The following is a 22,272-nucleotide window of genomic DNA, read 5'->3' as shown; positions in this document are numbered from 1 at the left end:
TTGCCGTGTGCCAGATAATAAGATTGAGATGCTTTGATAAGCTCAGCAAGGCGTTCTAGAGGCGCTTTTAAATTGCTAAAAAACCAGGCCTACTTCGCCCCATACCGCCCGCCAAAAAAGTCGCCGGGTTTCCACGTGGGGCGCTGCGGGTTCTGGGCCACTTGGTAGCCGATCAGGAAGTTCAGCTGCACGTACTTCTTGCCAGCTTCAAAATCGAAGGTGCCGTTAATGTCGTCCTGCGGTTTGTGGTAGGTGAGGGCGCGCCAGGCCTGCACGGTCTTGGCCAGGTCGTTCTTGCCGTCGGCGGTTTTGTTGCCGTATTTGATGTGCAAGGCCGGAATACCCTGCGTTACGAAGCTGTATTGGTCGGAGCGGATGAAGCGGTTTTGCTCGGGCTCGGGGTCGGCTTCTACGGTCAGGTTCAGGTAAGCGGCGGCGCGGTTCACCGGCTCGTCCAGCGTGGAGTGCTGCGCGCCCAGCGGCACCACCGAGAGCAGCGGCGCAATGATGGTGGGCATGTCGGTGTTCACGTTGGCCACAATGCTCTGCTTGGGCACCGTGGGCTGCGCCGCGAAGTACGCTGAGCCGAGCAGGCCCAATTCCTCGCCGGTTTGCAGCACGAACAGCATTGAGCGGGCCGGCATCTTTTTCAGCCGCGAGTACACCCGCGCAATTTCCAGCACCGAGGCCACGCCCGAGGCGTTGTCGTGGGCGCCGTTGTAAATGGAGTCGCCCTGCACCGGGGTGCTAACGCCGAGGTGGTCAAGGTGGGCCGAGTGAACCACGTACTCGTCGCGCAGCTTGGCATCGGAGCCGGTGAGCTTGCCCACCACGTTGTAGGAATCGAAGTCTTCGTAGCGCGACTCCACGGCGGCGCTAACCGTGTGGCGCAACGCCACCGAAGCCGGTTTGCCGCCGCGCAGGGCCGCAAAAACCTGGGAGGTATCGGTGCCGGCCGCGCGCAAAAGCGTGTGCAGGGTGGCGGCGTTTACGTTGCCGAACAGCTTAAGCTGCGCGCCCGGCACGTAGCTGCGCGAGGCGGCCACTTTGCCATCGGCACCCAGCACGCTGTAAGCCCCGCGCTTCAGGTTGGGCATGCCGGCCGTGGGCTTTGTAGCAGCCATAACTACCCCCGTGGCGCCGTGATGCAAGGCGTTTTGCAGCACCGCCACGGCACTTTGGCTGGCCGCCGAAACGGTGGACGGGAACGGGCGCGGCGCCCCGCCTATCACCACCACAATTTTGCCCTTCACATCGAGGCCGGCGTAGTCGTCGTACCCCAGCTCGGGGGCACTAATGCCGTAGCCGGCAAATACCAGCGGTGCTTCCACGCGCTGGCTGGCCGTTTCGGGATTGGGGTACACGCCGTATTCCTTGCCGGCCGCCAGCGGCAGCGTCTGGCCCTGGGCGTCGCGCAGGCTTAGGGTGGTTTCGGGCTTTACAAAGGCGCGGCGCAGGCGTACTTTCTGCACGTAGGTGCCGTTTTCGCCGGCCGGCTGCACGCCAAACGCTTTCAGCTGCTGGCTCACGTAATCCACGGCCATTTGGTAGCCTGGCGTACCGGGCAGGCGGCCCAGCAGCTTGTCATCGGCCAAGTACTGAATATGGGCCTTAAAATCGGCGGGGCGCACGTGCTCCAGCGCCTTCACTACTTTTTTATCGGGCGTAAAGCCAGCGGCCGACGACTGGGCAAAAGCGGGAGCCAGGGCGGCCGATACGGTGGTAAAGCTGCCCACGGTGAGCAGCAGACGGAAAAAACGCATGCGAGTAGAGCGAATGAGCGGCAAAGGTAAAGCCAGCGGTTGAGTGCAGAGTCGTACGCGGGTGGGGTAGCGCTGCATACGTAACCCGCGAAACCAAGGGGGACCTTCGCGGCCTGCTTAACGTGCAATTCCACCCGAGCGGGGAGGCAGAATATCGTCTGCGGTATTTATAGTCAAAGTGGTTGAGTCCATTTTCTGATAATCAGCGGGTTGTGTTACGTCAGTTCCCGGCAACGTTCCCGGCAACGATTGCGCAAAAAATATGGCCGAATTACTATGCTATGCCGGATTTACCAACACCTTGGCTGATGCAAGGCCGCGAGGCTCCGGTCGGGCTTCCTATAAAAAAGTCAAATTCTTTTCCATGAAACACGGCATACTCCTGACGGCCACCCTGGCCTGTACGGCCACGCTGGCCGAGGCGCAACAAACTCGAACGCTGACCGGCAAGGTGCAGGACAGCGCCACCGGGGAAGCCCTGCCGGGCGTAAACGTCGTGCTGAAGGGCACTAGCATTGGTACCGTAACCAACGAAAGCGGCAGCTTCTCGCTAAACGTACCCGAAGGCGACGCGACTTTGGTGTTCAGCTACGTGGGGTACCTGCCCGAAACCGTAAGCGCCGGCTTAAAAAGCGCAATCAGTGTGGGTTTGCGCCCCGACCAAAAAGCCCTCGACGAGGTGGTGGTTATTGGGTACGGCACGGTGAAAAAGAGCGACGTAACCGGGGCCATCGTGTCGGTGAAAGAGGAGGACCTGAAGAAGGTGCCGGCCGGCAACGTGATGGAAACCTTGCAAGGGCGCTTGCCGGGCGTCGACATCACGCGCAGCAGCGGCTCGGCTTCGTCGGGCGTGAACATTACGGTGCGGGGCAACCGCTCCCTCACGGCCAATAACGGCCCGTTGTTCATCGTGGACGGTGTGCAGTACAATTCCATTCAGGACATCAACCCCAACGACATTCAGTCGATGGAAGTGCTGAAGGACGCCGCTTCCACGGCCATTTACGGCTCGCGCGGCGCCAACGGCGTTATCATCGTGAACACGAAAAAGGGCGCTTCGGGCAAAACGCGGGTATCGGTGAATTCCTACATCGGGCAAACCGACGTGGTTTACTACCCGCTGGTGAATGACGCGGCCGGTTACGTAGCCCAAAAACGCGAAGCCAACCGGGCCTCCGGCCTCTGGACCGGACCGGCCGACGACAGCAAGATTTTCACGCCGCAGCAGCTCGATGCCATTGGCAAGGGCGAAGGTTACGTGTGGCCTGATCTGTTCCTGCGCAAAGGCATGCAGCAGGAGCACCAGGTTAGCGTGGCCGGCGGCGGCGACAAAACCACGTTTTACGTTTCGGCCGACTTGTACAACGAGAAGGGCAACCTGCGCCTCGACGACCTTAACCGATATTCCACGCGCTTTAACCTGGAGCACGCCGTTACGCCCAAGCTGAAAATAGGCTCGCAAAACCAGCTGACCTATTACAACCAGAACGTGCGCCGCGACCCGCTCAACATTGCCAACAAAATCGACCCGTTGGGCGCACCCTTCGATGCCAACGGCAACGTGATGGTGTTTCCCAACAACGGCAAAGACATCAACCCATTGTCGGATGAGGAGAAAGGCAACTACGTGAACAACACGCGTACCATTCGCACCTTTCTCACGGCCTACGCCAGCTACCAGCTGTTGCCCAGCCTGAACCTGCGTTCCAACGTGGGCCTCACCCTCATCAACGGCCGCAACGGCACGTTCTTCGGCTCGAATACCGTGGACCGCGCCGGCTCAGTGCCGCTGTCGGCGTACGGCACGCAGTTCGACACCAACTGGAGCTGGGAAAACATCCTCAACTACCAGAAAAACTTCGGCGACCATTCGCTCAGCGTTACCGGCGTTACCTCGCTGCTCACCTTTACCTCGGAGGCCAGCCGGGCCCAGGGTGCAAACCAGTTGCTGAATTACCAGTCGTTTTACGCCCTCGGCAACGCCAACCAGCAAGTGGTTATCGGCAGTGCCTTTCAGGAAAGCGGCCTGGTCTCGTTTACCGGGCGGGTGCAATACGGCTACAAAAGCCGCTACCTGCTCACGCTCACGGGCCGCGAAGACGGCTCCTCCAAGCTGCCCGAAAACCGCTGGGCGTTCTTCCCCTCGGCCGCCGTGGCCTGGCGCGTTATCGACGAAGGCTTTATGCGCGACGTGCCCGGTCTGAGCGACCTGAAGCTGCGCGCGTCCTACGGTTTGGCCGGCAACTACGATATCGTGCCCTACGCGTCGCAGTCGTTGCTGACTAAAATTCCGTTTGCGTTCGGGGAAACCGGGGCTGCCGGCTACGCTTTCAGCAGCCGCCTGGGCAACCCCAACCTGCAGTGGGAAACCTCGCGCACGGCCAACCTGGGCCTGGACTTCGGCCTGTTGCAGAACCGCCTTTCGGGTACCGTGGACGTGTACAATACCCTGGCCGACAAGCTGCTGCTCGATGCCTTTTTGCCGATGACGGCGGGCGTGGGCTTTATTACCCGCAACGTGGGCGAAACCCGCAACCGCGGCATTGAAGTGGGCCTGAACGCGCTGGCCGTAGACAACGGCGACCTGAAGTGGAACGTGGGCCTTACCTGGTACAAAAACCAGGAGAAGATTCTGGCCCTCAGCAACGGCGTCGACGACATCAACAACGGCTGGTTTATCGGGCAGCCCACGCGCGTGTTCTACGACTACGAGAAAATCGGCATCTGGCAGGCCGACGAAGCCGACGCGGCCCGTGCCTTCGGTCAGAAACCCGGCCAGATTAAGGTGAAGGACCAGAACGGCGACGGCAAAATCACCGCCACCGACGACCGCGTTATCGTGGGTTCGGCCGTGCCCAAGTGGAGCAGCAGCTTCAGCACCGATGTCAGCTACAAAGGCTTCGACCTGTCGGCGCAGGTGTTTGCCCGCTACGGCCAGATGATCAACTACGAGTACGACCAGATTTGGGACCCGCAGGGCATTGAGAACAGCTCGAAGCAGGATTACTGGACGCCCGAAAACCCCACCAACGCCTACCCGCGCCCCGACGCGAGCGTGTCGAAAACCAGCCTGCCGTACTTCAGCACGCTCTCGTACCGCGACGGCTCGTACGTGAAGCTGCGCGCCGTAACGCTGGGCTACAACCTTCCCCAGGCCTGGATGGACAAGCTGGCCGTGGCCTCGGCCCGCATTTACGTGCAGGGCAAAAACCTCGTCACCCTCAGCCACATCCACGACTACGACCCCGAACGGGGCGCCGCGGCCGCCAGCTCCTCGCCCGAGCGCACGCTCACCACGTCTACCACGGCCGCTACCGGCCTGCGCACCGGCAACGCACCCCTGTCGAACCCCATTCCGCGGGTCGTTACCGTGGGCATTAACCTGGGCTTTTAAGGCCGCCTTTCCTCACGCTCAACCGAATCGGATCTGTCATGAAATACTCCTCGTTTAAACTCCTGCTGGCCGCCGGCGCCCTCAGCCTGCTGCTGCCTTCGTGCGATAAGCAACTGGAAGAAAACAACCCCTCGGGCCTTACGCCGGCCGGCGTGTACACCACGCCGGCCGGCTTCGAAACCCTGGTGAATGCCGCCTACTCCTACAACCGCTGGTGGTACGGCAAGGAAGACGGTTTCAGCGCCTCTGAACTGGGCACCGACCTGTGGCTGCGCGGGGCCGGCGACGTAAACCCCGAGCTAACCGATTACAACAACAACCTGCAGTCCAACTCGCGCGCCATGGAGGTGCTCTGGGGCAAGCTGTACGCCGCCGTGAACCTCTGCAACGCCGGTATTAAAGGCGTACCGCAGTCGGGCCTGAGCGATGCGCTCAAGAAAACCCGCGAAGGCGAGCTGCGCTTCCTACGCGCTTTTTACTACTGGCACATTGTGGAAACCTGGGGCAGTGTGCACTTCACTACCGAGCCCACCGATCCGCTGCAGGGCGTGCCTACCACTGCCAACCGCACACCCGTGGCCACGTTCTACCAGCAGATTATTGAGGACCTCGATTTTGCCGTGGCTAACCTGCCGGCTACCACCGGCAACTACGGCCGCGCTACCAAGCCCGCCGCCGAGGCTTTCCTGGCTAAAATTCACCTTACCCGCGGCAATTACCAGCAGGCTGCCACGCTGGCCCAGCGGGTAACCACCAGCTACGGTCTTTCGCTGGTGCCGCGCTACGCCGATTTGTGGTCGATGACCAACCTGGAGAATAAGGAAATCGTGTGGGCCGTGAACTACTCCCGCGACCTAAGCCTGAACGACCGGGTAGACGCCACCCTGTACCCCGACGGGCACCCGCGCGGCGGCAACAACGGCCACTTGCTGTGGCTGATGAAGTACGACGATCAGCCCGGCATGATCCGCGACATTGCCAACGGCCGCCCGTTCAACCGCTACATGCCTTCGCTGTTTCTGCTGAACCTCTTCGACGAAACCAAGGACTCCCGTTACGACGCCTCGTTCCGCACCGTGTGGAAAGCCAATACCGCCGTGGCCGGCCGCCTGGCCGTGGGCGACACCGCCATTCTGGCCACCAAGAAGGAATTTCCCGATGCCCTGGAAGCTACCAGAAAATACCGCATTTGGGACCTGAGCAAGGTATACCGCCCGAACGGCACCGTAAGCGGCGACCGGCTGCACTACGTGTGCCTCAAGAAGTTTGAGGACCCTACCCGCGCCACCGTGGCCGAGGAACAAAGCTCCCGCGACGCCTACGTAATTCGGCTGGCCGACGTGTACCTGATGGCCGCCGAAGCCGAGCTACGCCTGGGTAATACCGTAAAAGCCGCTGAGCTGGTAAACGTAGTGCGCCGCCGCGCCGCTATTCCCGGCAAGGAAGCCCAAATGGTAGTAACGCCCGCCGACATGACTTTGGACTTCATTCTCGACGAGCGGGCCCGCGAGCTGGCCGGCGAGCAGCTCCGCTGGTTCGACCTCAAGCGCACTGATAAGCTCCTTGACCGCGTGCGCCGCTTTAACCCCGAAGCCGGGCCCAACATTCAGGAGCACCACAAAGTGCGGCCCATTCCGCAGCGCCAGCTCGATGCGGTGGTGAACAAATCGGAATTCATCCAGAACCCCAACTACCGCTAACCTTGCCGTATGCCTGGGCAAAGGGCTCTGGCTTCGGAAGCGCAAGCAAACGCCCCGACTGTAACCACAGCCGGGGCGTTTTGGCAAAGGGAAGGCTAGGTTAAGCGGCGCGGCGGCTCAGTTGCTGCAGCAGCAGCTCAACTTGCGCAGCGTGGCCATCAATGCGTTCGAGGCCGGCGCGGGCTTCTTCCAGCTGGCCGCGGGCGTACTGCGCGGCTAGGTCACGGCCGGTATCCAGCATACGCTGCAGGGCGCGCTCCAGCTCCCGCGCTTCGGCATGGGCGCTGTAGCGTGGCATTACCACCGTGTACAACCACTGACCGATTGGGTTGTGCGGAAGCGAGAACAGGTCCGCATCGGCTTCGCGCACGCCGTATAGCACGGAGCGCAGGCGCGATTTGAACAGCACCAGCTTAATGCGCCCCTGCTGAAAATCGAGGCTGGTTATGTCCATAAAAACGAGGCGGCAGGAATAACGTGTAGCAATGCGAGAAACAGAGAGGGAATGTGGCGCATTGTTACCCCAGGCCGCCTAAGGCCTTGCGGGCTTTCACCAAATCGGTTACATCAAAAGCAAACACCAGAATGCCGGCTACGGCATTGCCCTCGCGGAACTGCTGGTAAGTGAAGTTGAAGTAAGTGGGGCGCAACTCGCCGCTGGCATCACGCTCTAGCCGCAGCTCCATCTCGTTGCCAAAGAAGGTTTCGCCGGTGTTGTACACCTTGTCGAGCACCTCTATAAAACCTTGTCCCACTACTTCGGGCAGGGCTTCGGCTACGGTGCGGCCTTCCAGCTGCCGGTGAGGGAAAAGGCTTTGGTAGCGCGGGTTCACCAGGTCGAAGCGGTGTTCGGGCCCGCGCAGGATGCAAATCATGGCCGGGGCATCCATGAGCAAGGTGTGCAGCGTTTCGCGCTGGCTTTCCACCAGCAAATATGCCTGGTAGGCCTGCTCGGTAACTGCTGCCTGGGCTTCGTTGGCTTCCAGCAGCTCCTGCACCATGCGCTTGGTGTCGTGAATGTCGGTGGCGCCGCCTACCCACATGGATACGTGGCCATCGGGGTGCAGACGCGGAATGCCGCGCACCAGCAGCCAGCGGTACTGGCCGTCGTGGCGGCGCAGCCGGTATTCTACCTGGTAGGTGGTACCCGAGGCAATGCAGGCCTGCCAGGTTTGCAGCACGCGGGCGCGGTCGTCGGGGTGAATGTCTTCGGTCCAGCGTTGGCCCAACGACTGCTCCATGGTGCGGCCCGTGAACTGTAGCCAGCGTGGATTGAAATAGTCCCGTTCGCCATTGGGCTGGGCGGTCCAGATCAGCACCGGCAGCGACTCCAGCACAAAGCGCATGCGTTCCTGGCTCTCGGTTAATTCCTGCTGAATGGCGAGGCGCTGCTGGTCGGCGCGGTATTGCTCGGTTACGTTGCGGGTGCGCTGCAAAATGTACTGCAGTTGACCGGCCTCGTCGAGCACAGGGTAGTGAGTGGCCTGCCAGTACATTTCCTCGAAGCCACCGCCCTGGGCGGCCGGCATTTCCAGGTCGTACCGAATCAGGGGCATGGTGTGCGGCGCGAGGTGTTGCCGCACGTACTCGTGCGAGGTGCGAATTACCTCGCTCTCGTTTTTGTCGGCCGACGGATAGGCCTCGAAAAACGGCTTGCCTACCACTTCCTCCCGGCTTTTCAGCGACACGGCCACGTGGGCATCGGTGTTGTCGACGATGGTGGCTTCCGCGTTCGGCGCGATGAGCAAAAAATTATCGGGCAGCGCCCGGAACAGTTTCTGGTAGTCGACCGGGTTCACGTAATCAGCCATAATGCGGCAGAAAGCTGGTAAAGAAGCAGTTGCTGAACCCGGCGTGGTGGGCGCCGCCGGGCAAAAAGTAAAATTACATTTAATATCAATTTTATGGAATTACACCTTTGATTAATGCTCCCTAGGGCTGCAGCAGCGGCCTTTTTACACGCAAAAAGCGCCGGCTCACGGCCGGCGCTTTTCTGGCACATACTTGCTCCCAGCCGGGCTCGACTAGGGTAATTTAGATGTGGCGCGGGCGGCGCTTACAGCCGGTCGCCAATGCCCAGCTCGTGAATGCGCACGGCGCCGTGCTGGCTTAGCAGCTCGCGGGCCCTTACGGCCTCCTCGTGGGTTTTCAGATGAACCGAAACCACTCCGCCACGGTGCGTAGTTTCGGCGTCCAGCTTGGCGTTGTTGTCGCTGGTGAACATCACACGCATAAAATGGTGAAGCGAGTCGTTCTCGGGAAATTCTCCGGTAGGGTTTTCGGTGGTTACGGTATCGTGGTCCGACACGTCCACGTGGTCGGTGGCAAAGCCGTTTTGGGTGAGTTGCCGGGCGGCGGCTTGGGCCGTGTTGGGGTCGGAAAACAGGCCAATGACGGAGTGGGGTTCGTGAACCATGGAACGCGGTGCTGGAAGTGGGAGGAAGGAGCTTCAGCCCAAAGCGCGGCGCTGGGCCGGGACCGGGCAATAGGAAAGTGAGGCACTTGCTACTGACCCGCCACAGGATGCGGGTCCACCGGGAACGGGCGCTGCGGGCGCCGTTTAAGCGGGCTTTACGCCCGGGGCCATGGTGCTGGCACTAAGCCGCCGCCCGGCGCATTTACTACGGTAGGGCTACCCAGGAAAGTTACAGGATTTTACCAAAGCCTCAACCCGGCTGCCAGATACCATGGACGTCAGGCCAGAATTTTCTTACTTGCCGTGCCGCTGCGGCTGCACAACACCAGTTTGGCGCGCTGCGTTAATACCACGTTCATTCACCTTACTACCGCATACCCATGGCAAAAGCCCAAGACGCCCGCAAGGAAAAAAAGAAGGAGCCCACCAAGACGCCTCAGGAAAAGAAGGCCGCCAAGGAAGAAAAGAAGAAACTGCGCGACCGTAGCGAGTAGTCCAAACCAATGTGCCGGAGAATCAATCCCGGCCGATTTGAAAGCCCCAGCCTCTTCCGGCCGGGGCTTTTTTGTGGTAGCGGGTTTTCCGGCAGGTTCTCAGGTGCTGGTAAGGCCACGTGTATTTCGATAATGTTAAGCTTTGCCCTGAATTGGCTTTAAAAACGGTTGCTTAACGGGAGGAAATCGGTGAAAGATGATAATGAATAGAATTCAAACGATATTCACGGGTTCAAACGAACCAACCCCTCCCGTGCGGGGTCTAGTATTTGTTTGCTGAGTCTTTGATTTCTCTTTGCATGCCCGCTTGGTTACGCCCGCTGTTGCTGCCGGTGCTGATATTTCTGCTGAGCGGTATAGCTCACCGAGCCGCAGCCCAGCAGTCCACACTGGATAAGCTGCTGCTGGAGGAGCAGCAGCCACAACCCGATACCAGTCGGGTGCTGTTGCTGTGCCGCATCAGCGACCAGTATTGGGCCCTGCGCACCGACTCGGCCGAGGCTTACGCCCGGCGGGCCCTGGCACTGGCGCAGCGTACGGGCTACCGCCACGGCGAGGGCGAAGCGCTGAACCGCCTGGGTGCGGCCCTGCGCGAAAGCAACCTGACCCGCGCCTTGGAGCTGTTTCAGGAGTCGTTGCGCCTGGCCACGGCCATGAACGACCGGGCGCTGCAGGCACAGAACCTGCGCAGCATTGGCATCATTTACGTGTACCTGCGCGATAAGCGCCAAGGACTGGCGTACTACTTCCAGGCCCTGCGCATTGGCGAGGAGCTGGGCGACGAGCGACGCATTGTTATTGAGCTCAGCAACATCGGGCTGGGCTATGATCTGTTCAATCAGCTTGACTCGGCCAGTTACTACCAGGAACGGGCATATGCCCTGGCCAAGCGGCTGAATGCTTCAACCAACTACATATTGTACGGCCTGGGCCAGGTAGCACGCAAGCAAGGCCGCTTCGCCGAAGCCCGCGACTATTACCGGCGCAGCATTGCTGAGTCGCGCGCGCTCAAGCACCAGCGCAGCGCCAACTTTGCCTACGTGGGCCTGGCCACGCTTTACCAGCAGCTCGGCCAGCCCGATTCCAGCACCTACTATGCCCGGCTGGGGTGCCAGGCCGGCCAAAACAACGGCTTTTTGCGCGGCGTGCTGAACGCCAGTACCCTGCTCACGCAGAACTTCAAGGCCAGCGGACCGCCCGACAGCGCCCTGAAATACCAAAGCCTGGTGCTGGCCATGAAGGACACTCTGTTCGGGCAGGAAAAGGTGATGCGCCTGCAAAGCATCGACTACCGCGAGCGGCAGCGCGCCCAGCAGGCCGAAGCCGAGCAGGCGGCGCTGAAAACCCGCTACCGCACCTATGCCCTGGTGGCCGGGGTACTGGCGCTGCTGTTGCTGGTGGCTTTGCTCGTGCGCCACGACCGGCAGCAACAGCAGGTTAACGCGGCTTTGGAGGCCTCGTTGGCTGAGCTCAAAAGCACGCAGTTTCAGCTGGTGCAGCGCGAAAAAATGGCGTTTTTAGGTGAGCTGACGGCCGGCGTGGCCCACGAGCTACAAAACCCGTTGGGCTTCGTGAAGCAGTTTGCGGCCGTCAGCACCGATTTGATCGACGAGATAAACGGGGCGCAACGCTTGGCGCGCGACGGAAAACTGGAGCGCGAAATTCTGGACGGACTCAAGCAAAACCTACTCAACATCAGCCAGCATGGGCAGCGGGCCACGGCCATTATTAAGGGCATGCTGGAACATTCGCGAACCGGCACGGCCGAGCGAGAAGCCACCGACCTGAATGTCCTGGCCCAAGAAAACCTGGACCTCGCCTACCAGGGCCTGCAACTCACCGACCCTGCGTTCAGCGCCCTGCGCGGCACCGATTTCGATAACTCCCTGCAGCCCGTGGCGGTGGTGGCTCCCGACCTGGGCCGCGTGCTACTGAACCTGTGTACCAACGCCCTATACGCCGTGCGCCAACGCCAGCTGCAGAACGGGGAATCGGGGTATCAGCCGGAAGTGAACGTGAGCACGCGCCGCCTGAAAGACGCGGTGGAAATACGCGTACGCGACAACGGCACCGGTATTCCCGACGCCGTAAAGGCGAAGATCTTTCAGCCTTTTTTCACCACCAAGCCCGTGGGCGAGGGCACCGGCCTGGGCCTGTCGCTGAGCCACGACATTGTGAGCAGCGGCCACGGCGGCACGCTCACCGTGCAGTCGGCCGAAGGGGTAGGCACCGAGTTCTTGATTACGCTGCCGTTAAACTAGGCGCGGCGCATGTAAATGTGCGGAATGCCGTCTTCGAGGTACATGTCGCTGCACTGCTCGAAGCCAAAACCCTGGTAGAACCGCGTTAGGTATTGTTGCGCCCCAATTTTGATGGGCTGTGGGCCGTATTGCTGCTCGCAAGCGGCAATGGCCTCGCGCATAAGTGCCTGGCCCAGCCCGTAGCGCCGATACTTGGGCGAAACTACCACCCGGCCAATGCTAACTTCGTCGTAACACTGCCCGGGCCCGAACAGGCGGGCGTAGGCGGCTAGCTCGCCGGCGGGCGTGTGGCCCAGCAGGTGCAGGGCAGGTTGGTCTTGCCCATCGATGTCTTGGAAGGGGCAGGTTTGCTCCACCACAAACACTTCGCTGCGCAGCTGAAGCAGGGCGTACAGTTCGGATAAGGCGAGGTGGTCGAAGGGCTTGCAGGTCCAGGTAAGCGTCACGGGCACGGAGTATGGGTAGGTCGGCAAAAGTACGCTACGCGCCGGCTTGGCAGAAGCTGTTGGTTTTCGGGAATGCAGTATTGGGCCAGTTACTTGCCCAATGTTTTGTCGAGCACTGCCTTTACATCGGTGGTCGAAACCTTCTGGCCGGTGTTGGCGGCGCGGTAAATGGCTTCGATGAGCTGCACATCGCGCAAGCCCATTTCGCCGGGTACGCGGGTGGGCTTGTTGTTGAGCACGCAGTCGGCGAAGTCGTCCATTTGGCGGGCCTGCTGGTTTACGTTCTGGATGTTCATGGGCCCCTGGCTGGTGCTGCCGCGCAGGCCGCCGTAGCCGAAAGCAGGCTGCAGCTCCATCCAGCCACGAGCGGCTTCGGCGCGCAGGCGGCTGCTCAGGTTTTCGGCGTAGCTGGTGCGGCAGTCGGCCACCGAGCCGTCGGCAAACTGCATCTGCCAGCTCATGGCAGCTTCCACTTCTTTGAACAGGTTACCGGCCGGTTTCGGGCCGTATTTCGCCGTTACCGACACCGGTACCTGGCCTTTGGTGTACACCACGCCCTGCACGCAGTAAATACCTAAATCCTGCAGCGGACCGCCACCGCTAAGCTCTTTGTTTACGCGCCAGGGCGTATCGTTGCCGAAGCGAAAACCGTTGTCGGCTACCAGTTGCTTTACCTGCCCGAATACCTGCTGCTGGCCCAGGCGCATCATTTCGTGGTGGTGCGGCTCGAAGTGCAGGCGGTAACCGATGCTGAGCTGTTTGCCGGCTTTTTGCGCTGCCGCCAGCATGCGTCGGCAATCGGCAACGGAGGTGGCCATGGGCTTCTCGCAGATAACGTGCTTGCCCGCTTCCAGAGCCCGAATGGTGTACTCGGCGTGCAAGGCGTTCGGCAGCACGATGTACACAATGTCGATGGCCGGGTTATCGGCCATACGGTCCATGGTTTTGTAGTCGTACACGCTGGTAGCCGGCAAGTTGTACTGCCGCTGCCACTGCTTGGCTTTGGCGGGGGTGCCGGTAACTATGCCCGCGAGGCGGCAAAGCTGGGTCTGCTGAAGTGCCGGCGCGAGCTGGCCGGTGCTGTATTTGCCCAGGCCCACCAAGGCCACGCCCAGTTTTCGGCCCTGCTGCAAGGCCGCCAAGCCAGTCGGACCAGCTTCTGAATTCGCCAGCAGCGAAATCGGCTGCAGCAAGCCGGTGGAGCCTACGAGTGTGGCACCCAACCCCACGGAAAGCTTTCGGATAAAGTCCCGGCGTGCGGTATCGGTTTCGGTAGGTTCCGGGTTGGGTGAATCGGCTGGGCTTTGCATAACGCGCTGGCTGCTAGGTTTGCTTAACCTTACCTGTGCCGGTTGAACAGGGTTTCAACAGAAGCCACTACTTGCTACCGTGCCCCGGGCCATAGGTTCAGAGTAACCAACAATTCTTCACTGGTTAAAGCCGGATTCCAAGCTCTGCGGAAACGCCTATTCGCGCACCAGCAGCATTGCGCCATACGAGTACCCGCCGCCGAACACGGTTACCACTACCCGGTTGCCGGGCTCCAGTTTAGGCAGGGTATCGGCCAGCCCGATGGCGGCCCCGGCGCAACCGGTGTTGCCCAGTACTTCCACGTTCGACACAAGGCGTTCGGGTGGCAGGCCGGTGGCGCGCATCACGTTGTCGCTGATGCGGCCATTGGCCTGATGCGGAATCAGCCAGGTTACATCCTGCACCGTGAGTTGGTGGCGGGTGAGAATTTGCTCCGTTACACGGGCCATGTACTGGCAGGCGTACTGAAAAACGTCGCGGCCGTGGGGCATGATGATGCTCCGGTTCAGCGGCTGCAGGGTTACGGCCGTGGTGGCTTTGCCCATAGTGGCCGCACCGCCGGTAATTACGTCCACCACGCGCAAATCGGTAGGGGTGAGGCGCTCCGGGGTGAACAGCAGCGCCGCAGCGCCGTCGCCCCAGAGGTGGCCGGCTACGGTGTCGTCTTCGTTGTTGTAGGCTGTGTTGTGCTCGGAGGTGATTACCAGGGCCCGCCGGGCTTTTCCCATGGCAAAATACCCCTGCACAATTTCCACTGCGTTCAGCAACGAGGAGCAGGCCGAGGAAATGCTCACCACCGGAATATCGGCCACGCCCAGCGCGTGCTGCACGGCGTGGGCCAGCGTTACAATGGTATCGTGCGGGGTATAGGTAGCCCCGATAATGAGGTCGATTTCGGCCGTGTCGATACCGGCAGCCTGCTCCAGAACCCGCTGAGCGGCTAGGATGGCCATGGTGTTGGTGTTTTCGCCCGCGGCCGCCCGGCGTCGTTCCCGAATGCCGGTGCGCTCAACAATCCACTCCGAGGAAAGGCCGTTGCGGCGGGTGAAATGGTCGTTGGAAACAACGGCAGTGGGCAGGTAAGTGGCTACGTGATGAAGATACACTAGAACGATGGGGTGGGAGGCAGAAGAAATCCGGCGGCGTTGCCGGGGAAACAACGAAACCGGGAGAAACGTCGAACCCAAAGGAACGGCTTCGGCTACGCAGGCAATGCTTTAACCACGTACGCGGAAGGTCACCGGGGCGTTACCTGCCGCAATGGCCCGGCGCAGCAAAGAAACGCAAAGGCACGGCAAGCCTGCCAAACGTTGCAGTGCGGGACTAACGTTAGCCGTTTGATAACACAATAGTCTTGGACTTAAATTCAACACCACACCCGTAAACAGAACAGCGGCAACCGGTTAGCCGGTTGCCGCTGTTCAAACTGCCCGAAGGCAAAATTAGGCGCCGGGTTAGCGGCTGCGGGTCGTGTCGTTGGGGTTGGTGGTACCGTCGGGGCGCGTTGTGTTACGGCCTTCCATGCGCTCCACGTCTACTTCGGTTTTGCGCACCGTGTCGCGAATGGTTTCGTCGCGCTCGGTCACTTCTTTGCCCAGCGTAACTTCTTCCACCACGCGGGCTTCTTTGCCCACTACGGCACGCTCAGCCGATTCCGTTACTTCGATCTGGCCTTCCTTGAAGGTTTTAAAATCAGCTTCGGTTGCGGGGCGGTTCACGGGGTTACGCTGCACGGTTACGTGCTCTTCGCGCAAGCGTACGTGCTCTTCCACGGGGCGCTCCACAATACGGCTGCGCAGGCGCGCACCGCCCGTTTGCTCCACGCGCTTGCCTACCTGCAGGTTTTCCTCGATTACCTGGGCCGACGTGCCTTGCTGCCCTTTTTGGTCACCGGTATTCAGCTTGTTGCCCGTCCAGTTGTTGCTGGCGTAGCCAGTTTGCTGAGCGCGTTCGTCTACATCAACGGCACCGGCGCGGTCCAGAATAGCCGCTGCCTGGTGGGCGTTTTCGGCCGAATGGCAGTGCACGGTTACAATAGAGCCCGAGTTACGGGCCACGTGCGAGTAGCGGCGGGCGTCTTCGCTATCGGAGCCGCCAAACAGGTTGCTGAAGAAGTTACCGATGCTGTCACCGGTACGGCCGGCAGCGTCGGCTACGCCTTCGGTAGCAGTGCCGCTGCTGTTGCGGTAATCCGACGGGTCGCGGTCGGGGCGGGCGGCTTGGCTGGCGGTGTTGCTCAGGCTGCCGGTGGTGCTGCTATTGCTATTGGACGATACGTCCACGTGTTCCATTCCAAAGCCGGCAGCGGCAAGTTGCTGGGCGGCTTGTTGCGCCTGGGCGGCGCTTTCGAACATTCCTACTACGGTCTGATTCATGGCTTTTTTGGTTGTGGGTGGTTGGGAATAGGAGAGTAAAACGACTAGGCCTGGGTAGATGTCGTGGGGCCGTTAGGGGCCCCCGGCTGGGCTTTCGTCAGGTGTTCGGTGTTGATTTGTTCGTGGCGTAGGGTTACCTGCTCGGCGGTATGGGTGGTTACTTCGCGCCGGCTGATGCGGACTTCTTCCACCAGCAGCAGGCGTTTTTCCACCACCAGTACTTCGCGCAGCACCGGCATAATCATGGTGGTGCCCTCGTAGCGCACCGGTGGGGGCGGAGTTTCCACGTATTGATTGATGGGCACGTGCTCCACGTTCAGTTCCTCGTGCACCAAGGGCATTTCTACTACCTGGTACTCCTCGTGTACCTGTTTGGAAACGCGCACTTTGCCCGTTTCTACCCGTTCTTTTTCCACCCGTAATTGCTCGGCAATTACCGGCACCACTACCTCGGCACGAGGCGGCTGCTGGGACGGTTGGTTTTCTGGATGCGGCATACAGATGCAGTAAATGAACGCCGGCCAAGCGGGGCGGAGCGTGGGAGAAAAGAGTCGGATTCGATACCGAAGACGTCGCATTGGTACGCCCCCAACTATGCATTGTTATGGTTGAGCTTGGAATAGTTATTAAAATGGTTATTTGAATACTCATCTAAGCGTCTGTGTTTTAAGTTTTTTGGTATCGGCCTGAGAGTAAACTAAGTACAGAAGTTTTTAGCCATAGCCCACGGATGAGCTAAAGACAAGCAGCTGTCGGATCATGGGCCTAATTAGTTCTGCCAATAGCGCTAGAGTTGGTCGGCAACGGCTTGCGTTTGACTCTGGGTAGCCCTAACGCGTGCCCGGTATTTTGGCTTGAGACAATGCTCAATGAGCCGACTGATTGCGGAAACATGCGCAGGCGCCAAAAGCACAAACCTGCCAGAAGCGCTTTTCGCTCAGGTCCGCCCGCCTACACTTCATCCCCTCCATCCGACGCTTCGGTAACCTTTAGTTTTTGCGGGCCCGGTAGCCGGCCACCTTCGGGTCGTCACTTAGCTGCTACCCCATGAAACGCTTGCTACTCCTGCTCTGCCTGCTAACCGCCGCGCTGCTGCACGCATCGGCCCAAACCACCGCGGCGGCCACTACCCTCAGCGGCACCGTGCGCGACGCCGGCGGCCAGCCGCTGCCCGGCGCCAACGTGTTCCTGAAAACCACCTTCGATGGTGCCACCACCGATTCGCTCGGGCGCTTCCGCTTCAGCACCCGCAAAGCCGGCACGCTGCCGCTGCTGGTAACGCTCATGGGCTACGAGCAGCAGGAACAAGCTATAGTGCTGGATGGCACCGCCAAACGCCTGGCGCTGGTGCTGAAACCGGTGCGCAACCAGCTCGGCTCGGTTACCATCACTTCGGGCGCATTCGAGGCCAGCGACGAAAAGCGCAGCACCGTGCTCAAGCCGCTGGATATTGTAACCACGGCCGGCGCCCTGGCCGACGTGGCGGGCGCGCTGAACACCTTGCCCGGCACCTCGCGCAACGGCGAAGAAGGCAAGCTGTTTGTGCGTGGCGGCGCGGCCGGCGAAACCAAGCAGTACCTCGACGGCCTGCCCTTGCAGAGCCCGTACAATTCCAGCGTGTCGGGCGTGCCGGCGCGGGGGCGTTTTTCGCCCATGCTCTTCAAAGGCACCGTGTTCAGTACCGGCGGGTATTCGGCCGAGTACGGGCAGGCGTTGTCGGCCGTAGTGGGGCTGAACTCGACGGACCTGGCGCCCGAAACCCAAACCGGCATTTCGTTGCTCTCGGTGGGCCTGAGCCTTTCGCACCAGCAGCGGTTTGAGCGCAGCTCGGTGGCCGTAACCGGCGATTACCTTAACCTGCAGCCTTACTACCGACTGGTGCCGCAAAGCTGGGGCTGGCAGGTGGCGCCGCAGAGCGCGGGCGGGTCGGTGGCCTTACGCCAACGCACCGGCGAGCTGGGCATGCTGAAAATTTACGGGGCTTTCACGCGGCAGGAAATGGCCCTCAGTCAACCCGACCCCAGCTTTGAAGGTGGGCGCCGGCCGGTGGCCCTTAGCAGCCACAACGAGTACGTAAATGCCTCGTTCCGCAGCCCCCTCAAGCGCGGCTGGAGCCTGCAAACCGGCGTGGCCGGCACCCGCGACGACCAAACCATTCGGCCCGATGTGCAGTACCTGCGCGAACTGGAGCAAAGCGTGGTGGGCCGCGTGGTACTCACCAACGACTCAGCCGGAGCCCACTGGAACCTGAAGCTGGGCACCGAAGGCCTGTTGCAGAGCTACCGCATGCGCTACCAGGCTTCGCCCGAAGCCGACATGCAGCGCCCCGGCTTTGAGGAGCAGCGTGCTTCGGCCTTCGCCGAGTCGGACATCTCGCTGTCGAATGAGCTGGTGGCCCGCGTGGGCGCCCGCGCCGAGTACTCGGGTGTGTTGGGCCGATGGAATGCCGCGCCGCGTTTGGCCCTGGCCTACCAGCTGGCCGAAGGCACGCAGGTTTCGGCCGCCTACGGTCTGTTCTACCAAACGCCCGCCAACGATTTGCTGCGCGTGGCGCACTACGCCCAAAGCCTGCGCTTCGAGCGGGCCACGCACTACCTGCTCACTTACCAGCACAGCAAAAACGACCGTACCCTGCGCGCCGAAGCCTACTACAAGGACTACGCGCACCTGACGCGCTTTGCCGCCGATGCGCCCTTCAACCCCACGCATTACCAGAGCACCGGCAGCGGCTATGCCCGCGGGGTCGACGTGTTTTGGCGTGACAAAAAAACCTTCAAGAAAACCGACTACTGGGTGAGCTACGGCCTCGTGGATACCCGCCGCCAGCAGCGCACCGACCCGGTGCTGGCCGTGCCCCCCTTCGCCTCGCGCCACAACCTCTCGGTAGTGGGGAAATACTGGATCAGCAAGCTGCACACGCAGGTAGGCGGCACCTTCAGCTACGGCTCGCCCCGCGCTTTCAACGACCCCAACCGCGAAGGCTACAACCTGGGCCGCACGCCCAGCTTCCAGGAGCTGAGTTTGAACCTGAGCTACCTCACCACCATCCGGAAAAACCTGACCATCGTGCACGTGTCGTGCTCCAACGTATTGGGCCGCAACAACGTGTTCGGCTACCGCTACGCCAATACTCCCGACTCTAATGGGCTCTTCCAAGGCGTGGCTGTAACACCATCGGCCCCGCGCATGCTGTTCGTCGGCCTGCTGATTTCCATCAACAAAAAGCGCCCCGCTGATACCGAAACGGCACCGGATTAATGGGCCTTTCCGGAAAGTCGTCCAAAGCAAAAAGACCTTCCTGCTGAGCCTCTCAAACCTCGAAAGCTTGGCTACTGATGCCCCTAGTTCAGCGGGCCTCCGCCAGAAACCGGGCACCGCGCCAAACGTCCAAACCAGCACCGCCCACAGTTCATCTGCCTCATCCGACGCTTCGGTAACAGAAAGTTTCAGCCGCTGCCCCATTGCGGCACCTTTGACTCACTCAACCGCTACTTCACACTTCTTCACTTGCTGACCATGAAAACCCAACTGCTCCTGCTTGCCCTAGTTGCTGCCTCGTTCACCTCGGCTTCGGCCCAACAAAAAGTACCTGCCCCGGCCGCTGCGCAAGCTGCTCCGGAAGGCTACACCGACATGCTGGCCGCCACCATTACCGACCTGATGCGCACCGGCGACCCCGCCCAGCTCAAGGAAATTTCGGGCAAGCTGGAGCGCGCTGCCGCCGTAGCCCCCGCCGACTGGCTGCCCCGCTACTACCAAGCTTACGCGCTGCTGATTACCACCTTCCAGAGCAAGGAAGAAGGAGACGTGAAGGACAAATACCTCGACCAAGCCGAAGCAGCCCTGGCGCAGGCCCGCAAGCTGCGCGGCGACGAATCGGAGTTGATGACGTTGCAGGCCTACATCCACCAGGCCCGCTTGGGCATTTCGCCCATGGCCCGCTCCATGAAGTATTCTGGCCTGAGTGCTGAGATGGTAGAACAAGCCAAAAAAGCCAACCCCGCCAACCCCCGTGCTTACCTCGTGCAGGCTAATAACGTGTACTACACCCCCAAGATGTTCGGCGGTGGGCCCGAGGCTGCCAAGCCCTTGTACGAGCAAGCCAAAGCCCGCTTTGCGGCCTTCAAACCGGCAACCGCGTTGAGCCCGAATTGGGGCGAAAAACAGGCCATAAGCCGTTTGGCTGCTTACGAAAAGACGGCTGCGCAGACCGCTGCTAAATAGCCTTACTTCCGACGGCCGCCGCTGGCTCAGTAGCAGCGGCGGCCGCTCTTTTTCCGCTTTCTACCTTGCGTAATGGAACTGCTGCACCACCTCAATATTGGCCTCCACATCCTCTTCGGCAGCGTGGGGTTGCTGCTGGGGCTGGTACCCATGTTCAGCCGCCACGGCGGGGCTCGGCACATCCGCTTCGGGCGGTGGTTTCTGCGGGTGCTGACGGTGGTGCTGGCCACGGCCGTGCTGGGGTTGGCGGTATTCAACTTTCGGCCGTTTCTGGCCATTGTGGTGATGCTAACGGTGTACCAGGCGTGGTCGGGTTACCGGGTGATGCGTACGCGCACCACCGGCCCCACCCACGCCGATGCCGCGTTTTCCGCGGTGTTTCTGCTGGGCAGCATCGGCTTTCTGCTCACCTTGCACTTAATTGACCTGGTTTGGTCGCCGGTAGTAATTTATTCCTCGCTTGGCTTCCTGATTGCGCTAACGATTTACGATTTGGCGCGCTTTGCTTTCGTGCCGCTGTGGCGCCGCAAGCTCTGGCTCTACGACCACATCTGGAAGATGATCAGCTCGTACTTTGCGCTGGTGTCGGCTTTCACCGGAACCGTGCTGGCGCAATACCAGCCCTACAGCCAGTTTCTGCCTTCCATGGTGGGCACCGCATTGGGGGTAAGCTTTATCTTGTACTACGCGTTGCGCCGCGCACCCGCCCGGCCACTGGCTGGTTCAGCCGTTTAATCAGCCTCCTAGCATGTCTACTCTATTTCGAACCCGGCCGCACACCGTTACCGACGGACACGAGCCAGTTGTTCCGTCGGTTCGGCGGTGGTCGCGGCAAGACGGCCGCCGCTGGGTGCGGCTGCTGCTGACCATCATGGTTTTGTCGATGGCCATTACGGGTTTCACCTGCAGCGACTGTTGGGGCGACCCTCGCCACCTAGCCATCAACTTCGGCATCACCTTCGCCTACTCAATGGGCCTGTGGCTAACCAACGGTTACGCCGTGAACTGGCTGGACAAATACGCCAACTGGAAGCGCGAGCCGATGAAGCGGCTGGTGCTAACGCTGCTGGTGTCGTTGGGCGGGTCGTTGGCGGTTATTGTGCTCATCAATGCCTTCATTCTAATTGTTCTGAGCGGTAAAGGTCCCGGGGTGCTGCTGTCGACCGGGGTTTGGCGGAATTTTATGCTGCCCCTAAGCATCACTGTCATTTGTTCCTTGGCCATGCACAGCCGGGCCTTCCTGCTGGGTTGGCGCGAGGCTTTGGTGAGCAACGAGCGGCTGCAAAAGGAAATGGCCCAGGCCGAAGCCGAAACCCTACGCCAGCAGCTCGATCCGCACTTCATGTTCAATGCCCTGAACGCCCTGACTTCCTTGGTGGAAGAGGAGCCCAAGCAGGCGGTGCGCTTCATTCGGCAACTCTCGCTGGTGTACCGTTACGTGCTGGATGCCCGCGGCCGCGACGTGGTGCCGTTGGCCGATGAGCTGGCCTTTGCCGAATCGTACCTTTTTCTGCAGCGCATTCGCTACGGCGACGCCTTGAAAGTGCAGATGCCCGCTCCCCACGAGGTGCCGCCGCAAGTGGTGGTGCCGCCCCTGAGCCTGCAGCTGCTGCTTGAAAACGCCCTCAAACACAACGCCGCCAGCCCCGAACAGCCCCTGCACCTGCGCATTGAGCTAGACGAAACCACCCGGCAGCTGCGCGTGAGCAACACGTTGCGCCCGCGCCGTGTGGCCCCCGGCGACTCGCCCGGCATTGGCTTGGCTAACCTAACGGCCCGCTACCGCCACCTCACCCGCGAGCCAGTGCAGGCCGCACCCCACGACCAGGAATTTGTGGTAACCTTGCCCATGCTGGAGCTGACAACTTAAGCCGGTTCGAGGCTCAAA

At 60.9% G+C, this 22,272-nt stretch carries 16 protein-coding genes; 7 read left to right on the top strand and 9 right to left on the bottom strand.

All coding sequences use genetic code 11. The annotated features are described in order from the left end of the window. Positions 1-89: 89 nt before the first annotated feature. Positions 90-1,763 (bottom strand): M28 family peptidase, encoded by a 1,674-nt coding sequence (locus tag ABD903_RS13635; RefSeq protein WP_345225096.1) that lies wholly within the window; start codon positions 1,761-1,763, stop codon positions 90-92. Between the two features lie 262 nt (positions 1,764-2,025). Here ABD903_RS13635 and ABD903_RS13630 point away from each other — a divergent pair, with 262 nt between their 5' ends. Continuing rightward, the gene (locus ABD903_RS13630; protein WP_425555480.1) at positions 2,026-5,157 is read left to right on the top strand and encodes a SusC/RagA family TonB-linked outer membrane protein; all 3,132 of its coding nucleotides are present in this window, start codon (positions 2,026-2,028) and stop codon (positions 5,155-5,157) included. A 38-nt stretch (positions 5,158-5,195) separates the two neighbouring features. Continuing rightward, the gene (locus ABD903_RS13625) at positions 5,196-6,857 is read left to right on the top strand and encodes a RagB/SusD family nutrient uptake outer membrane protein (RefSeq protein ID WP_345225092.1); all 1,662 of its coding nucleotides are present in this window, start codon (positions 5,196-5,198) and stop codon (positions 6,855-6,857) included. A 100-nt stretch (positions 6,858-6,957) separates the two neighbouring features. On the opposite strand, the gene ABD903_RS13620 is transcribed toward ABD903_RS13625, so the two are convergent. From ABD903_RS13620 to ABD903_RS13610, 3 genes are all read right to left on the bottom strand, one after another. Further along, positions 6,958-7,311, bottom strand: coding sequence for a hypothetical protein (locus tag ABD903_RS13620; RefSeq protein ID WP_345225090.1), 354 nt, complete (start codon positions 7,309-7,311; stop codon positions 6,958-6,960). A gap of 64 nt (positions 7,312-7,375) precedes the next feature. Further along, complete coding sequence (locus tag ABD903_RS13615) at positions 7,376-8,668, bottom strand: PAS domain-containing protein (protein ID WP_345225087.1); 1,293 nt, start codon at positions 8,666-8,668, stop codon at positions 7,376-7,378. Between the two features lie 245 nt (positions 8,669-8,913). Next, on the bottom strand, positions 8,914-9,273 hold the full coding sequence (locus ABD903_RS13610) for a hypothetical protein (protein ID WP_345225085.1): 360 nt from the start codon (positions 9,271-9,273) through the stop codon (positions 8,914-8,916). A 793-nt stretch (positions 9,274-10,066) separates the two neighbouring features. Between ABD903_RS13610 and ABD903_RS13605 the strand changes: the two genes are divergently transcribed. Further along, the gene (locus tag ABD903_RS13605; RefSeq protein ID WP_345225084.1) at positions 10,067-12,028 is read left to right on the top strand and encodes a tetratricopeptide repeat-containing sensor histidine kinase; all 1,962 of its coding nucleotides are present in this window, start codon (positions 10,067-10,069) and stop codon (positions 12,026-12,028) included. On the opposite strand, the gene ABD903_RS13600 is transcribed toward ABD903_RS13605, so the two are convergent. From ABD903_RS13600 to ABD903_RS13580, 5 genes are all read right to left on the bottom strand, one after another. Then, a complete protein-coding gene (locus tag ABD903_RS13600; protein WP_345225082.1) occupies positions 12,025-12,480 on the bottom strand; it encodes a GNAT family N-acetyltransferase in 456 nt (151 codons plus the stop codon). The two genes, ABD903_RS13605 and ABD903_RS13600, sit on opposite strands and share 4 nt — an antisense overlap. An 83-nt stretch (positions 12,481-12,563) precedes the next feature. Further along, positions 12,564-13,784: a Gfo/Idh/MocA family protein gene (locus tag ABD903_RS13595; protein WP_345225080.1), complete on the bottom strand. Its 1,221-nt coding sequence runs from the start codon at positions 13,782-13,784 to the stop codon at positions 12,564-12,566. A gap of 156 nt (positions 13,785-13,940) precedes the next feature. Then, positions 13,941-14,891, bottom strand: coding sequence for a 3-oxoacyl-ACP synthase III family protein (locus ABD903_RS13590; RefSeq protein WP_345225079.1), 951 nt, complete (start codon positions 14,889-14,891; stop codon positions 13,941-13,943). A gap of 348 nt (positions 14,892-15,239) precedes the next feature. Then, the gene (locus tag ABD903_RS13585; RefSeq protein ID WP_345225078.1) at positions 15,240-16,160 is read right to left on the bottom strand and encodes a YsnF/AvaK domain-containing protein; all 921 of its coding nucleotides are present in this window, start codon (positions 16,158-16,160) and stop codon (positions 15,240-15,242) included. A 44-nt stretch (positions 16,161-16,204) separates the two neighbouring features. Then, positions 16,205-16,657, bottom strand: coding sequence for a YsnF/AvaK domain-containing protein (locus tag ABD903_RS13580; protein WP_345225076.1), 453 nt, complete (start codon positions 16,655-16,657; stop codon positions 16,205-16,207). A gap of 550 nt (positions 16,658-17,207) precedes the next feature. Here ABD903_RS13580 and ABD903_RS13575 point away from each other — a divergent pair. From ABD903_RS13575 to ABD903_RS13560, 4 genes are all read left to right on the top strand, one after another. Further along, on the top strand, positions 17,208-19,418 hold the full coding sequence (locus ABD903_RS13575) for a TonB-dependent receptor (RefSeq protein ID WP_345225075.1): 2,211 nt from the start codon (positions 17,208-17,210) through the stop codon (positions 19,416-19,418). Between the two features lie 258 nt (positions 19,419-19,676). Continuing rightward, entirely contained in the window at positions 19,677-20,384 is a 708-nt protein-coding gene (locus ABD903_RS13570) for a hypothetical protein (protein WP_345225073.1), read from the top strand. A 72-nt stretch (positions 20,385-20,456) separates the two neighbouring features. Further along, positions 20,457-21,119, top strand: coding sequence for a hypothetical protein (locus ABD903_RS13565; RefSeq protein ID WP_345225071.1), 663 nt, complete (start codon positions 20,457-20,459; stop codon positions 21,117-21,119). 13 nt (positions 21,120-21,132) lie between these two features. Continuing rightward, entirely contained in the window at positions 21,133-22,254 is a 1,122-nt protein-coding gene (locus tag ABD903_RS13560) for a sensor histidine kinase (protein WP_345225069.1), read from the top strand. The last annotated feature ends 18 nt before the right edge of the window (positions 22,255-22,272 follow it).

It is taken from the genome of Hymenobacter koreensis (assembly GCF_039541855.1).
Taxonomy (GTDB): domain Bacteria; phylum Bacteroidota; class Bacteroidia; order Cytophagales; family Hymenobacteraceae; genus Solirubrum; species Solirubrum koreensis.
This window is presented reverse-complemented; position numbering and strand designations above follow the sequence as displayed.